This window comes from Salinispora goodfellowii (assembly GCF_059570675.1).
Genome location: NZ_JCANTD010000003.1, coordinates 285,475 through 300,437, shown reverse-complemented (window position 1 = coordinate 300,437; position 14,963 = coordinate 285,475). Strand labels below are relative to the sequence as shown.

Sequence of the window (14,963 nt, the reverse complement as noted above, 5' to 3'; positions counted from 1 at the left end):
GTGGCGAGGGTTGCGGGCCGGCCGGCCCGCAACCCCGCCGAGAGCTAGCTAGAGATCAGACACGACACGAGGGATATAACGTGCTCGACGTCAACTTCTTCGACGAGCTGCGCATCGGCCTCGCCACCGCCGACGACATCCGGCAGTGGTCCCACGGCGAGGTCAAGAAGCCGGAGACCATCAACTACCGCACTCTCAAGCCAGAGAAGGACGGGCTTTTCTGCGAGAAGATCTTCGGTCCCCAGCGGGACTGGGAGTGCTACTGCGGTAAGTACAAGCGGGTCCGTTTCAAGGGCATCATCTGTGAGCGCTGCGGCGTTGAGGTGACTCGGTCCAAGGTCCGCCGGGAGCGGATGGGGCACATCGAGCTCGCTGCCTCGGTGACCCACATCTGGTACTTCAAGGGCGTGCCGAGCCGGCTGGGCTACCTGCTGGATCTCGCCCCCAAGGACCTCGAGAAGATCATTTACTTCGCCTCGTACGTGGTGACGAGTGTGGACGCCGATGCGCGTCACCGGGATCTGGCCACGATCGAGAACGAGATTCTCGCCGAGAAGCGGCAGTCCGAGAACAGCCGGGATTCGGAGATCGAGAAGCGGGCGGGCAAGCTCGAGGCCGACCTCGCCGAGCTGGAGGCCGAGGGCGCCAAGGCGGACGTCCGGCGCAAGGTCAAGGAGGGCGGAGAGCGCGAGATGCGCCAGATCCGCGACCGGGCCCAGCGCGAGATCGACCGCCTGGACGAGGTGCTGGAAACCTTCCGCAAGCTGGAGCCGAAGCAGCTGGTCACCGACGAGCTGCTCTACCGGGAGCTGCGCGACCGGTTCGGCGAGTACTTCACCGGCGGGATGGGGGCCGAGGCGATCAAGGCCCTGGTCCAGAACATGGACCTCGGCACCGAGGCGGAGAGCCTGCGGGAGACCATCCGTACCGGCAAGGGGCAGCGGAAGATTCGGGCGCTCAAGCGACTCAAGGTGGTCGCCGCGTTCCTGAACACCAGCAACTCGCCGCTCGGCATGGTGCTGGACTGCGTCCCGGTCATCCCGCCGGACCTGCGCCCGATGGTGCAGCTCGACGGTGGCCGCTTCGCGACCTCCGACCTGAACGACCTCTACCGCCGGGTGATCAACCGGAACAACCGGCTCAAGCGGCTGATCGATCTCGGTGCTCCCGAGATCATCGTCAACAACGAGAAGCGGATGCTCCAGGAGGCCGTTGACGCGTTGTTCGACAACGGCCGCCGTGGTCGACCGGTCACCGGTCCGGGTAACCGTCCGCTCAAGTCGTTGTCCGACATGCTCAAGGGCAAGCAGGGCCGGTTCCGGCAGAACCTGCTCGGCAAGCGGGTCGACTACTCCGGCCGGTCGGTGATCGTGGTCGGTCCGAAGCTCAAGCTGCACCAGTGCGGCCTGCCCAAGCAGATGGCGTTGGAGCTGTTCAAGCCGTTCGTGATGAAGCGGCTGGTGGACCTCAACCACGCACAGAACATCAAGTCCGCCAAGCGGATGGTCGAGCGGCAGCGGCCGGTCGTCTGGGATGTGCTGGAGGAGGTCATCGGCGAGCATCCGGTGCTGCTCAACCGGGCGCCGACCCTGCACCGGCTGGGTATCCAGGCGTTCGAGCCGCAGCTGGTCGAGGGCAAGGCGATCCAGATCCACCCGCTGGTCTGCACCGCGTTCAACGCTGACTTCGACGGTGACCAGATGGCGGTCCACGTGCCGCTGTCAGCCGAGGCTCAGGCCGAGGCACGGATCCTGATGCTCTCGTCCAACAACATCCTCAAGCCGGCGGACGGCAAGCCGGTGACCATGCCCACCCAGGACATGATCATCGGTCTCTACCACCTCACCCACCGCACCCCGGGTGAGCGGGGCGAGGGCCGGGCGTTCAGCTCGGACGCCGAGGCCCGGATGGCGTTCGACAACGGTGAACTGCACCTGCAGGCGCCGGTGAAGATCCGGCTGCGGGGTCTCGTCGGGGTCGAGAGTGGCCCCGGTGCCGAGCCGTGGACCGCGCCGGAGGGCTGGGTCGAGGGCGACCCGATCACGGTGGAGACGACGCTCGGTCGGGTTCTGTTCAACGAGACCCTGCCGCCGGGCTACCGGTTCGTGAACTACGAGATCCGCAAGGGGCAGCTCTCCGCGATCGTCAACGACCTCGCCGAGCGTTTCCCGAAGGTCGCCCTCGCGGCCACCCTCGATGGTCTCAAGGAGGCCGGCTTCCACTGGGCCACCTGGTCCGGCGTGACCATCGGGATGGAGGACGTCCTCGCGCCGCCGCGTAAGCGGGAGATCCTTGGTCGGTACGAGAAGGAAGCCGACCGGATCGACAAGCAGTACCAGCGTGGTCTGATGACCGCCGAGGAACGTCGCGGTGAGCTCATCGAGATCTGGACCAAGGCGACCAACGAGGTCGCCAAGGAGATGGACACCGCACTACCGCAGGAGAACCCGCTCTGGAAGATGATCAACTCGGGGGCCCGGGGTAACCTGCTTCAGCTCCGGCAGATCGCCGCGATCCGTGGCCTGGTGGCGAACCCGAAGGGTGAGATCATTCCGCGTCCGATCAAGGCTTCCTACCGCGAGGGCCTGTCGGTACTGGAGTACTTCATCTCCACGCACGGTGCCCGTAAGGGTCTGGCGGACACCGCCCTGCGTACCGCCGACTCGGGTTACCTGACCCGTCGTCTGGTGGACGTCTCGCAGGATGTGATCATCCGCGAGGAGGACTGCGGCACCGACCGGGCCATTCCGATGCAGGTGGGCCAGCTCGCCGGCGAGGCCGGTTCGTTGGCCGTGCACGAGCACGCGGAGACCAGCGTGCACGCCCGTACGTTGGCTGACGACATCAAGGGGCCGGACGGCACCGTCGTCGCTGAGCGGGGCGCGGACATCAATTCGATTCTGGTGGACAAGATCGTCGCCGCCGGGGTGGAGTCCGTCCGGGTCCGCAGCGTGCTTACCTGTGAGTCGAAGCTGGGCGTCTGCGGGGCCTGCTACGGCCGTTCGCTCCCGACCGGCAAGACCGTGGATGTCGGCGAGGCCGTCGGCATCATCGCCGCCCAGTCGATCGGTGAGCCGGGTACGCAGCTGACGATGCGTACCTTCCACACCGGTGGTGTCGCCGGGGAGGACATCACCCAGGGTCTGCCCCGGGTCCAGGAGATCTTCGAGGCTCGTATCCCGAAGGGCAAGGCCCCGATCGCGGACACCCCTGGTCGGGTCCGGATCGAGGACGGCGAGCGGTCGCGGAAGATCATTGTGGTGCCGGACGACGGCAGTGACGAGATCGCCTACGACAAGATCTCGAAGCGGGTCCGACTGCTGGCCAACGACGGCGACCACGTCGAGGTCGGCGAGAAGCTCACGGTGGGTACGATCGACCCGCACGAGCTGCTCCGCATCCTCGGTCCGCGTGCGGTCCAGGTCCACCTGACCCAGGAGGTCCAGGAGGTCTACCGCTCGCAGGGTGTGCTCATTCACGACAAGCACATCGAGATCATCATCCGGCAGATGCTGAAGCGGGTGACGGTGATCGACTCCGGCTCGACCGAGTTCCTGCCGGGCGTGCTCGTGGACCGGGCCCTGTTCGAGTCGGAGAACCGCCGGCTCGTCTCCGAGGGCGGCGAACCTGCCGCTGGCCGTCCGGTACTGATGGGTATCACGAAGGCATCCCTGGCCACCGACTCCTGGCTCTCGGCGGCCTCCTTCCAGGAGACCACCCGGGTGCTGACGGATGCGGCGATCCACGCTCGCAGCGACTCGCTGATCGGTCTCAAGGAGAACGTGATCATCGGTAAGCTCATCCCGGCTGGTACTGGTATCAGCAAGTACCGCAACGTCCGGGTCGAGCCGACCGAGGAGGCGAAGGCCAAGGTCTACTCGATGACCGGCTACCCGGAGACCGATTACGGCTTCGGGCCGGCCAGTGGCCAGGCGGTCCCGCTGGACGACTTCGACTTCGGGTCGTACCGCTAGACCACCCAATGATTGACGCGGCCCCCGGCATTGCTGGGGGCCGCGTCGTGTTCGTCGGTGTCGGTGATCCGCTGGGCGACCGGCTCGAGCTCTGTTCCGTTCCGAGTCCGGGCATGATGGGGGCATGAGCACCACTGCCGGGCCCTCCCCGCTCGCCCCGCCGGGGCTGCCCCGGCACCCGCAGGATCCGGATCCGGTGCGGTCAACCAAGGCGCGGGCTGTCTTCGCGCTCGGGCTGTTCGGGGCACTGACCGGCCTCTTCGTCGGGGGAGTGGTGCCGGCCACGGTGGCACTCGTGCTGGCGCGGCAGGCCCGTCGTGAGGCGTACCTGTCTGGGGGGTTTCTGACCGGAGCGGCGTGGCTGCGGCGCGGGGAGCGACTGGCCTGGACCGGCCTGGTGCTGACCATGGTCGTGGTGACCGCCCTGGTGGTGATTGGTGTCATCCGGCTGGCGGAGGCCCCCTACGGCCAGGATTTTGCCCCGAACGTGGACTGACCGTTGGGAGCGTTGACCAAGTCGGGCATCGCCCGCTGGCCGCGCAGCGGTAGCCTGACCGATGTTCGGCGCTTGGGCGTCGACTGCCGACTTGGAGGACCTGTGAGCGATCCGGCCCGACCGCCGGGCACCGATCCGGCCCGCCCGCCGGGCACCGATCCGGCCCGCCCGCCGGGCACCGACCCGACCCGACCGCCGGGCACCGACCCGACGGCGTCCGGCGGGCCGCCGGGGCCAGCGGAGGGCGCGCCTGCCGCGCCGCGGCTGGGGGCGCCGACTCCGGACCCGTGGGCCCGGCCACCAGCGCCGTCCGGCCCGGCGGGCACGCCACCGACCTCAACCCCCGGTTGGGGCCCCCTGCCGGTGGTGTCGCCGCCTCCACCGCGGGAGCCGTTGGGTCGGCCGAGTCAGATTCATCCGGTGCCGGGTACGCCGTTCGGGGTTGTGCACCTCGACGTACCGGCGGTCACCTCCGGTCTCGCCGTGGGCTCCCTGGTCGTGGGGATTGTTTCGATTCTGGTGTCGTTGCCGGTGGTCGGTTTCGGCGTGATTGGGGCGGGTGGGGACGGCGCGTGGGCTGCGGGGGCCTTCGCCATGCTGGGCGTCCTTACCGGGGCGGGCGCTGTTGGTGTCGGATTGTTCGGGCTGCGGCAGATCCGTCGGCCGATGCCGCCGCCGGCGGTCCGGTTCTCCGGGCGGGGACTGGCCTGGGCCGGGGTTAGTTGCGGTGGTGCCGGGCTGCTCTTCAACCTGGGCGGGCTTGGGTTGGCACTGCTCGCGGGGTTGTCCTGATCGTCGGGTTTATGGCTGATTGTGCAGGGCGTTGGGAACCAAGGGCCGCGGGATCGTTGCCAGGTGCAGCCGGTACACTCGACTCGGTAGGTGCCCGGCACGGGCGCGCAGGCCGAACGGTCTCGACCGGTGGGTGAACCCGCTGGCCGCCCAGTTTTGACCTGCGCGGTTGTGGTAGGTACTCTTTCCCCTTGTGCCCAGGCATGCCTGGGCAGTTCGTGCGTGCGCTGTGATCTCGCTTCGTGGGTGTTCTCGCGGTGCACGACGACAGCCAGAGAGATCCGGCCACATTGCGTCGGTGACCAAACCCGGTTTTCGCCCGTGAGTGACGACCGGGAAACCGCGAATCGGCGACACGCCCGACCGCGGGTACTGGGACCCCGGCAGGTGGCCCTGGTTGGAATGTAGGAGAGCCGTCCATCCGGCCGGCTAGAAGCAGACGGCGCGGTCGCTCGCTGGCGACCGAAGGGAGCGGAGAAACCCGGTGCCCACCATTCAGCAGCTGGTCCGAAAGGGCCGTCAGGCCAAGACGACCAAGACGAAAACCCCCGCCCTGAAGGGGTCCCCGCAGCGGCGGGGCGTGTGCACCCGGGTGTACACCACCACCCCGAAGAAGCCGAACTCGGCGCTGCGTAAGGTCGCTCGGGTCAAGCTCAGCAGCCAGATCGAGGTGACCGCCTACATTCCGGGCGTCGGTCACAACCTCCAGGAGCACTCGATCGTGCTGGTCCGCGGTGGCCGGGTGAAGGACCTCCCCGGCGTGCGGTACAAGATCGTACGTGGCTCGCTGGACACCCAGGGTGTCCGCAACCGCAAGCAGGCGCGTAGCCGCTACGGCGCGAAGAAGGAGAAGAGCTGACATGCCGCGTAAGGGACCCGCTCCGCGGCGGCCGCTGGTCGCTGACCCGGTGTACAACTCGCCGCTGGTCACCCAGCTGGTAAACAAGATCCTGCTGCGCGGTAAGCGTCAGCTCGCCGAGACCCTCGTCTACGCGGCGCTGGAGGGCTGCCGGGAGAAGTCCGGCACCGACCCGGTGGTCACCCTCAAGCGGGCGATGGACAACGTCAAGCCGACGCTCGAGGTGCGCAGCCGTCGGGTTGGTGGCGCCACCTACCAGGTGCCGGTCGAGGTTCGTCCGGCCCGCGCCACCACCCTGGGCCTGCGCTGGCTGGTCACCTACGCCCGTGCCCGGCGCGAGAAGACCATGGTTGAGCGGCTGATGAACGAGCTGTTGGATGCGAGCAACGGCCTCGGCGCCGCCGTCAAGCGGCGTGAGGACACGCACAAGATGGCCGAGTCCAACAAGGCCTTCGCGCACTACCGCTGGTAACACCCGGGTTCCGGCGCCGTCTCGGCGCCGGAACCACACCAGTTGTGTCGAGACGACGATAAGTAGGGATTGAAGTGGCCGCCGCAGACGCGCTCGCCAACGTACGCAACATCGGCATCATGGCGCACATCGATGCCGGTAAGACCACTACCACCGAGCGGATCCTGTTCTACACCGGTATTACCTACAAGATCGGTGAGGTTCATGAGGGCGCTGCCGTCATGGACTGGATGGCGCAGGAGCAGGAACGCGGTATCACGATCACTTCCGCCGCCACGAAGTGCGAGTGGAAGGGCCACACGATTCAGATCATCGATACGCCCGGCCACGTCGACTTCACGGTCGAGGTCGAGCGGTCGCTGCGGGTTCTGGATGGTGCGGTCGCGGTCTACGACGGTGTCGCCGGCGTGGAGCCGCAGACGGAGAACGTCTGGCGTCAGGCCGACAAGTACAACGTCCCGCGGATGTGCTTCGTCAACAAGCTCGACCGGACCGGTGCGGACTTCTTCCGCTGCGTCCAGATGATGGTGGACCGGCTCAACGCCACCCCGCTGGTGCTTCAGGTCCCGATTGGGCTCGAGTCCGAGCACATCGGTGTTGTTGACCTGATCGGCATGCACGCCCTCACCTGGCGTGGGGAAACCCAGAAGGGCGAGGACTACGCGGTCGAGGAGATCCCGGCTGAGTTGGCCGACGTCGCCGCCGAGTGGCGCGAGAAGCTGATGGAGACGCTGGCCGACGTCGACGACGCGGTGATGGAGAAGTACCTGGAGGGCGAGGAGTTCTCCGTCGAGGAGATCAAGGCCGCCATCCGCCGGGCGACCATCGCCGGTAAGGCCAACCCGGTCCTCTGCGGCTCCGCCTTCAAGAACAAGGGCGTCCAGCCGATGCTCGACGCCGTGGTCGACTTCCTGCCGTCGCCGCTGGACGTCCCGGCGATCGAGGGCACCGCGACCGACGGTGAGACCCCGCTGCTGCGGAAGCCGTCCACCTCGGAGCCCTTCTCCGGTCTCGCATTCAAGATCCAGACCGACAAGCACCTTGGGAAGCTGACCTACGTCCGGGTTTACTCCGGTGTGGTCGAGACCGGTTCGCAGGTGGTCAACTCCACCAAGGACCGCAAGGAGCGGATCGGCAAGATCTACCAGATGCACGCCAACAAGCGGGAGGAGCGCGGCTCCGCCAAGGCTGGCGACATCATCGCGGTTCAGGGTCTGAAGCAGACCACCACCGGTGACACCCTCTGCGACCCGGCGAACCCGGTCATCCTTGAGTCGATGACCTTCCCGGAGCCGGTCATCGAGGTGGCCATCGAGCCGAAGACCAAGGCCGACCAGGAGAAGCTCAGCACCGCCATCCAGCGGCTGGCCGAGGAGGACCCGACCTTCCGCGTCAAGCTGGACGACGAGACCGGGCAGACGGTCATCTCCGGCATGGGCGAGCTGCACCTGGACATCCTGGTGGACCGGATGCGTCGCGAGTTCAACGTCGAGGCGAACATCGGTAAGCCGCAGGTGGCGTATCGCGAGACCATCCGCCGCAAGGTGGAGAAGGTCGAGTACACCCACAAGAAGCAGACCGGTGGCTCCGGCCAGTACGCCCGGGTGATTATCAGCTTGGAGCCGCTGCCCCTGGACAACGACGCTCCGACCTACGAGTTCGCCAACGCCGTCACCGGTGGTCGCATCCCGCGGGAGTTCATCCCCTCGGTGGACGCAGGTGCGCAGGATGCCATGCAGTACGGCATTCTGGCCGGCTTCCCGCTGGTCGGGGTGAAGCTGACGCTGGTGGACGGTCAGTACCACGAGGTCGACTCGTCTGAGATGGCGTTCAAGATTGCCGGTTCGATGGTGCTGAAGGACGCGGCTCGCAAGGCCGATCCGGCGCTGCTCGAGCCGATGATGGCCGTTGAGGTCACCACTCCAGAGGAGAATATGGGTGACGTTGTCGGCGACATTAACTCCCGTCGGGGCATAATCCAGGCGATGGAGGATCGCGGCGGTGCCCGCGTCGTCCGTGCCCTGGTGCCGTTGTCGGAGATGTTCGGCTACGTCGGCGACCTGCGGTCGAAGACCCAGGGCCGGGCTAGCTACAGCATGCAGTTCGACTCCTACGCCGAGGTCCCGGCCTCGGTGGCGAAGGAGATCATCGCCAAGGCGACCGGCGAGTGACACTCGCCTGAGCCGGTTGATGAGCCGGGGCGGGTCGCGGGAGGGTCTCCCGCCCGCGACCACCTCGGTCGGAGGGCATGAACCTGGGCCTGTAGGCTTCATCGCCGCAGCGCCCGCAAATGGCTTCCCGGCCGTCAGGCCGGAAAGGCTGTCGACAGAGTCCTAAGCGCCGAACGGCGCGCCGGGGCGAACGAACCAAGAAAGTCCACAGGAGGACACCAGTGGCGAAGGCGAAGTTCGAGCGGACTAAGCCGCACGTCAACATCGGCACCATTGGTCACATCGACCACGGTAAGACGACGCTGACGGCGGCCATCACCAAGGTCCTGCACGACCAGTACCCGGACCTGAACCCGTACATGCCGTTCGACGAGATCGACAAGGCGCCGGAGGAGAAGGCCCGCGGTATCACGATCTCGATCGCGCACGTCGAGTACCAGACCGAGGCGCGGCACTACGCGCACGTCGACTGCCCCGGGCACGCCGACTACATCAAGAACATGATCACCGGTGCGGCCCAGATGGACGGCGCGATCCTCGTGGTCGCGGCGACCGACGGCCCGATGCCGCAGACCCGCGAGCACGTGCTGCTGGCCCGCCAGGTCGGCGTGCCGTACATCGTCGTGGCGCTCAACAAGAGCGACATGGTTGACGACGAGGAGCTCCTTGAGCTCGTCGAGCTCGAGGTCCGTGAGCTGCTCTCCTCGCAGGAGTACCCGGGTGACGACCTGCCGGTCGTGCGGGTCTCCGCGCTGAAGGCCCTTGAGGGTGACCCGGAGTGGGCCGGCAAGCTCATGGAGCTGATGACCGCGGTCGACACCTCGATCCCGCAGCCGGAGCGCGAGACCGAGAAGCCGTTCCTGATGCCGATCGAGGACGTCTTCACGATCACCGGCCGGGGCACGGTTGTCACCGGTCGCGCCGAGCGTGGCGTGCTGAAGCCGAATGAGGAGGTGGAGCTCGTCGGCATCCGCGAGAAGTCGACGAAGACCACCTGCACCGGCATCGAGATGTTCCGCAAGCTGCTGGACGAGGCTCGCGCGGGTGAGAACGTCGGTCTGCTGCTGCGTGGTGTGAAGCGCGAGGACGTCGAGCGCGGCATGGTCGTCATCAAGCCGGGCACCGCCACCCCGCACACCGAGTTCGAGGCGACGGTCTACATCCTCTCCAAGGAGGAGGGCGGCCGCCACACGCCGTTCTTCCAGAACTACCGTCCGCAGTTCTACTTCCGGACCACGGACGTTACCGGCGTGGTTACCCTCCCCGAGGGTACCGAGATGGTCATGCCGGGCGACAACACCACGATGACCGTGAAGCTGATCCAGCCCGTCGCGATGGAGGAGAACCTCAAGTTCGCGATTCGGGAGGGTGGCCGCACGGTTGGCGCTGGTCGCGTCACCAAGATCGTTCAGTGAGCTAGGTAACCCCGATTAGGTATGCCGCCGCTCGTGCGGCATACTGGTCAGGTTGCGTAACGATGGTTCGCCCGTTTGCGTTCGGCAGCGCCGAACCTCCGGGTGGGGGAACCAGTCGGGCGCAGGGTGGTCAGCGATTCGGTCGCTGACCACCCTCGCGCGGCGTCTAGGTCGCCATTGTGCGATCGACGTGATGACCCACCGCGGCAGGACCGCTCCGGAACCTGGGGCGGATTCTGAACCGAGGGCGCGACACGCCCGACCGCGGGGGTCGGCGAAGCGGGCCCGGTGCCACTCGGCGCAGGCGTCCGCAACACAGCGGCATCGAGAGAAGGAACAGAAGCCACTATGGCGGGACAGAAGATCCGCATCCGGCTCAAGGCCTATGACCACGAGGTCGTCGACTCCTCGGCTCGGAAGATCGTCGAGACGGTGACGCGCACCGGGGCGCAGGTCGCAGGGCCGGTGCCGCTGCCCACGGAGATCAACCGTTTCTGCGTTATCCGCTCGCCGCACAAGTACAAGGACTCGCGCGAGCACTTCGAGATGCGCACGCACAAGCGGCTGATCGACATCATCGACCCGACCCCGAAGACGGTCGACTCGCTCATGCGCCTCGACCTGCCGGCTGGCGTCGACATCGAGATCAAGCTGTAGGGATCGGACAAATGGACAGGCAAGTCAAGGGGATCCTGGGCGCGAAGCTCGGCATGACCCAGGTCTGGGACAACAACCGTGTTGTCCCGGTGACTGTGGTGCAGGCCGGCCCGTGTGTCGTCAGCCAGGTCCGTAGCCAGGAAAAGGACGGCTACACGGCCGTCCAGTTGGCGTATGGCGCCATCGACCCGCGCAAGGTCAAGAAGCCGGTCAGCGGCCACTTCGCAAAGGCCGAGGTCGCGCCGCGCCGGCGCATCGTCGAACTGCGCACCACCGACGCCGCCGAGTACTCGCTCGGCCAGGAGGTCACGGTCGAGGAGTTCCCGGCCGGTATCTCGGTTGACGTGACCGGGAAGACCAAGGGCAAGGGCTACGCCGGCCCGATGAAGCGGCACGGCTTCCACGGCCTGCGCGCCAGTCACGGTGTCGAGCGCAAGCACCGCTCGCCGGGCTCGATCGGCGGCTGCGCCACTCCGGGGCGCGTCTTCAAGGGCACCCGGATGGCCGGCCGGATGGGTGGAGTGCGTTACACCGTCCAGAACCTCACCGTCCAGGCGGTTGACACCGAGAACAATCTCCTGCTCGTCCGGGGTGCCATCCCTGGCCCCAAGGGCGCGCTGGTCCTGGTTCGCACTGCGGCCAAGGCGAAGAAGGGTGGGGCAGTCAAGTGACCACCGTTGATGTCCACACCGTTGAAGGTGCCAAGGCCGGCTCTGTCGAGCTGCCCGCTGACATCTTCGACGCGCAGGCCAACATCCCGCTGATGCACCAGGTCGTGGTTGCTCAGCTCGCAGCGGCTCGACAGGGCACGCACAAGGCCAAGACGCGGGGCGAGGTCGCCGGCGGCGGCAAGAAGCCCTACAAGCAGAAGGGCACCGGCCGGGCCCGCCAGGGCTCGATCCGTGCTCCGCAGTTCGCCGGGGGCGGCGTGGTGCACGGCCCGGTGCCGCGCGACTACAGCCAGCGCACCCCGAAGAAGATGAAGGCCGCCGCGCTGCGGGGTGCCCTCTCGGACCGGGCCCGCGCCGAGAAGGTGCACGTCGTCGAGGCGTTCGTCGCCGGTGAGAAGCCGTCCACCAAGGCGGCCCTGGCCACCCTGGCGAAGCTGACCGACGCACGCCGGGTGCTGGTGGTGCTGAGCAGCACCGATGAGGTGAACTGGGTGTCGCTGCGCAACGAGCCGCGGGTGCACCTGATCGAGTCCGGCCAGCTCAACACGTACGACGTGTTGCTGGCCGACGACGTGGTCTTCACCAAGGAGGCCCTGGAGGAGTTCCTGGGCGTTCCCGCTGAGACCACCGAGGAGGGTGGCAAGTGAGCACGATCGCCGACCCGCGCGACATTATTATTGCGCCGGTCGTCTCGGAGAAGAGCTACAGCGAGCTGAACCGTAACTGGTACACGTTCCTGGTGCACCCGGACGCGAACAAGACCGCGATCAAGATCGCCATTGAGCAGATCTTCAACGTCCGTGTCCTGACGGTCAACACGCTCAACCGCGTGGGCAAGCGTAAGCGGACCCGGACCGGGTTCGGCAAGCGGAAGGACACCAAGCGGGCGATGGTGAAGCTGGCTGACGGTGACCGCATCGAGGCCTTCGGCGGCCCGGTCAGCTGAGGGGTGTAGACAATGGCTATCCGTAAGTACAAGCCGACGACGCCGGGCCGGCGTGGCTCGAGTGTTGCCGACTTCGCCGAGATCACCCGGTCCACGCCGGAGAAGTCGCTGCTGGCCCCGCTGCCGAAGAAGGGTGGGCGGAACGCCCACGGCCGGATCACCGCCCGGCACCAGGGTGGCGGCCACAAGCGTCAGTACCGAATCATCGACTTCAAGCGAGTCGACAAGGACGGCGTGCCGGCGAAGGTCGCGCACATCGAGTACGACCCGAACCGCACCTCGCGGATCGCGCTGCTGCACTTCCGGGACGGCGAGAAGCGATACATCCTCGCGCCGAAGGACCTGAAGCAGGGCGACATCGTCGAGTCGGGTCCGGGCGCCGACATCAAGCCGGGCAACAACCTGCCGCTGCGGAACATCCCGGTCGGTATGACCATCCACAACGTGGAGCTGCGCCCGGGTGGCGGCGCCAAGCTGGCCCGCTCCGCGGGGACCGGAATCCAGCTGCTGGGTCGGGAGGGCGCCTACGCGACCCTGCGGATGCCCTCCGGTGAGATCCGCCGCGTTGACGTGCGTTGCCGGGCCAGCATTGGTGAGATCGGCAACGCCGACCAGTCAAACATCAACTGGGGCAAGGCCGGCCGGATGCGGTGGAAGGGCAAGCGCCCGACCGTCCGTGGTGTGGCCATGAACCCGGTCGACCACCCGCACGGTGGTGGTGAGGGTAAGACCTCTGGTGGCCGTCACCCGGTCAACCCGCAGGGTAAGCCCGAGGGCCGTACCCGCCGTAAGGGCCAGCCGAGTGACCGGCTGATCGTCCGCCGTCGCTACGCCACGCGTAAGCGCGGCTGAGGGAGATAAGAGATGCCTCGCAGCCTGAAGAAGGGCCCGTTCATCGACGACCACCTGCTCAAGAAGGTGGAGACGCAGAACGACAAGGGCAGCAAGAACGTCATCAAGACCTGGTCGCGGCGCTCGACGATCATCCCGGAGATGCTGGGTCACACGATCGCTGTGCACGACGGGCGCAAGCACGTCCCGGTATTCGTGACCGAGGCGATGGTCGGGCACAAGCTCGGCGAGTTCGCGCTGACCCGCACGTTCAAGGGTCACGAGAAGGACGACCGGAAGAGCCGTCGGCGCTGACGCCGCGGGCATACGGATAGAGGAACAAGGGGTTACAGCGATGCCAGGAAAGGGCGACGCTCCGGTGCTTCCGGGCGCGCGGGCGGTTGCGCGGTACGTGCGCATCTCGCCGATGAAGGCGCGCCGGGTGGTCAACCTCGTCCGCGGCCTGCCCGCGAAGGAGGCGCTCACGGTGCTGCAGTTCGCGCCACAGGCCGCGAGCGAGCAGGTGTACAAGGTACTCGCGAGCGCGATCGCCAACGCGGAGAACAACGAGCGGCTGGACCCCGACGCGCTGCTCGTCCGCGAGGCGTACGTGGACGAGGGCCCGACGATGAAGCGGTTCCAGCCGCGCGCCCAGGGTCGGGCGTACCGGATCCGGAAGCGCACCTGTCACATCACGGTGGTGGTTGAGGCGGTCGCGCCGGCTGCGCCGAAGGCGGCGGCGAAGAAGGCGGCCCCGGCGAAGGAGACCACGCCAGCTGCGACCGAGAGCAAGACGGAGGGTGCCGAGTAATGGGTCAGAAGGTTCACCCGCACGGGTTCCGGCTCGGCATCTCGACCGACTGGAAGTCGCGCTGGTTCGCGGACAAGCTCTACAAGGACTACGTCGGCGAGGATGTCAAGATCCGGCGGATGATGTCCAAGGGCCTGGAGCGGGCGGGAATCTCCAAGGTTGACATCGAGCGCACCCGGGACCGGGTCCGCGTCGACATCCACACGGCCCGGCCGGGCATCGTGATCGGCCGTAAGGGTGCTGAGGCCGACCGGATCCGGGGCAAGCTCGAGAAGCTGACCGGCAAGCAGGTCCAGCTCAACATCATCGAGGTGAAGAGCCCCGAGTCGGACGCGCAGCTCGTCGCGCAGGGCGTGGCTGAGCAGCTGTCCAGCCGGGTCAGCTTCCGTCGGGCGATGCGCAAGGCCATGCAGTCGGCGATGAAGAACCCGGTCTGCAAGGGCATCCGGGTGCAGGTCTCGGGGCGGCTCGGTGGTGCCGAGATGAGCCGGACCGAGTTCTACCGCGAGGGCCGGGTCCCGCTGCACACGCTGCGGGCCAACATCGAGTACGGCTTCTTTGAGGCCCGAACCACCTTCGGCCGGATCGGTGTGAAGGTTTGGATCTACAAGGGCGACGCGGTACCAGGTCGGGAGACCCCGGCCGAGGCTCCGTCGCGTCCGCGCCGGGAGCGCGGCGACCGCTCGGAGCGGCCGCGTCGGGGTAGGTCTGGTTCGTCCGGCACCACCGCTGGTGGCACCGAGACCGGCCGCGCCGCCGCAACCACCATCGCGCAGGCGGCCGAGACGCCGAGCGGCGAGTCGGTGGACGCTGGCGCGATCGCGTCGGCCGCTACCCAGCCGGCAGAAACGCAGCAGGAGGGCTGACA

At 67.2% G+C, this 14,963-nt stretch carries 15 protein-coding genes; all 15 read left to right on the top strand.

Annotation, left to right across the window (positions count from 1 at the left end; translation table 11 throughout):
- The first annotated feature begins 80 nt into the window (after window positions 1–80).
- The 15 genes from T398_RS06235 to rpsC all read left to right on the top strand — a co-directional run bounded on the left by T398_RS06235 (window position 81) and on the right by rpsC (window position 14,961).
- Window positions 81–3,974, top strand: a complete 3,894-nt coding sequence (locus tag T398_RS06235) for a DNA-directed RNA polymerase subunit beta' (RefSeq protein WP_496445404.1) — start codon at window positions 81–83, stop codon at window positions 3,972–3,974.
- Window positions 3,975–4,098: 124 nt separating this feature from the next.
- Window positions 4,099–4,470 carry a hypothetical protein gene (locus T398_RS06230; protein WP_496445403.1) on the top strand — a complete coding sequence of 124 codons (372 nt, stop codon included), beginning with the start codon at window positions 4,099–4,101 and terminating at the stop codon, window positions 4,468–4,470.
- 420 nt (window positions 4,471–4,890) lie between these two features.
- Window positions 4,891–5,262 (top strand): hypothetical protein, encoded by a 372-nt coding sequence (locus T398_RS06225; RefSeq protein WP_496445455.1) that lies wholly within the window; start codon window positions 4,891–4,893, stop codon window positions 5,260–5,262.
- Window positions 5,263–5,746: 484 nt separating this feature from the next.
- On the top strand, window positions 5,747–6,121 hold the full coding sequence (gene rpsL / locus T398_RS06220) for a 30S ribosomal protein S12 (protein ID WP_007465318.1): 375 nt from the start codon (window positions 5,747–5,749) through the stop codon (window positions 6,119–6,121).
- A gap of 1 nt (window position 6,122) precedes the next feature.
- Window positions 6,123–6,593 (top strand): 30S ribosomal protein S7, encoded by a 471-nt coding sequence (gene rpsG, locus T398_RS06215; protein WP_012015128.1) that lies wholly within the window; start codon window positions 6,123–6,125, stop codon window positions 6,591–6,593.
- A 74-nt stretch (window positions 6,594–6,667) separates the two neighbouring features.
- Entirely contained in the window at window positions 6,668–8,764 is a 2,097-nt protein-coding gene (gene fusA / locus T398_RS06210) for an elongation factor G (protein WP_496445402.1), read from the top strand.
- 221 nt (window positions 8,765–8,985) lie between these two features.
- Window positions 8,986–10,179, top strand: a complete 1,194-nt coding sequence (gene tuf, locus T398_RS06205) for an elongation factor Tu (RefSeq protein ID WP_496445401.1) — start codon at window positions 8,986–8,988, stop codon at window positions 10,177–10,179.
- 348 nt (window positions 10,180–10,527) lie between these two features.
- Window positions 10,528–10,836 (top strand): 30S ribosomal protein S10, encoded by a 309-nt coding sequence (rpsJ, locus tag T398_RS06200; protein ID WP_007073037.1) that lies wholly within the window; start codon window positions 10,528–10,530, stop codon window positions 10,834–10,836.
- Window positions 10,837–10,847: 11 nt separating this feature from the next.
- A complete protein-coding gene (gene rplC / locus T398_RS06195) occupies window positions 10,848–11,507 on the top strand; it encodes a 50S ribosomal protein L3 (RefSeq protein WP_496445400.1) in 660 nt (219 codons plus the stop codon).
- Window positions 11,504–12,154: a 50S ribosomal protein L4 gene (gene rplD, locus T398_RS06190; RefSeq protein ID WP_496445399.1), complete on the top strand. Its 651-nt coding sequence runs from the start codon at window positions 11,504–11,506 to the stop codon at window positions 12,152–12,154. The genes rplC and rplD overlap by 4 nt, the downstream gene beginning before the upstream one ends.
- Window positions 12,151–12,453 carry a 50S ribosomal protein L23 gene (rplW, locus tag T398_RS06185; RefSeq protein ID WP_012015123.1) on the top strand — a complete coding sequence of 101 codons (303 nt, stop codon included), beginning with the start codon at window positions 12,151–12,153 and terminating at the stop codon, window positions 12,451–12,453. The genes rplD and rplW overlap by 4 nt, the downstream gene beginning before the upstream one ends.
- A 12-nt stretch (window positions 12,454–12,465) precedes the next feature.
- Window positions 12,466–13,305, top strand: coding sequence for a 50S ribosomal protein L2 (rplB, locus tag T398_RS06180; protein ID WP_496445398.1), 840 nt, complete (start codon window positions 12,466–12,468; stop codon window positions 13,303–13,305).
- A 12-nt stretch (window positions 13,306–13,317) separates the two neighbouring features.
- Complete coding sequence (gene rpsS / locus T398_RS06175; RefSeq protein ID WP_088647003.1) at window positions 13,318–13,599, top strand: 30S ribosomal protein S19; 282 nt, start codon at window positions 13,318–13,320, stop codon at window positions 13,597–13,599.
- 40 nt (window positions 13,600–13,639) lie between these two features.
- Window positions 13,640–14,095, top strand: coding sequence for a 50S ribosomal protein L22 (gene rplV / locus T398_RS06170; RefSeq protein ID WP_018217058.1), 456 nt, complete (start codon window positions 13,640–13,642; stop codon window positions 14,093–14,095).
- On the top strand, window positions 14,095–14,961 hold the full coding sequence (rpsC, locus tag T398_RS06165; RefSeq protein ID WP_018217057.1) for a 30S ribosomal protein S3: 867 nt from the start codon (window positions 14,095–14,097) through the stop codon (window positions 14,959–14,961). The genes rplV and rpsC overlap by 1 nt, the downstream gene beginning before the upstream one ends.
- The last annotated feature ends 2 nt before the right edge of the window (window positions 14,962–14,963 follow it).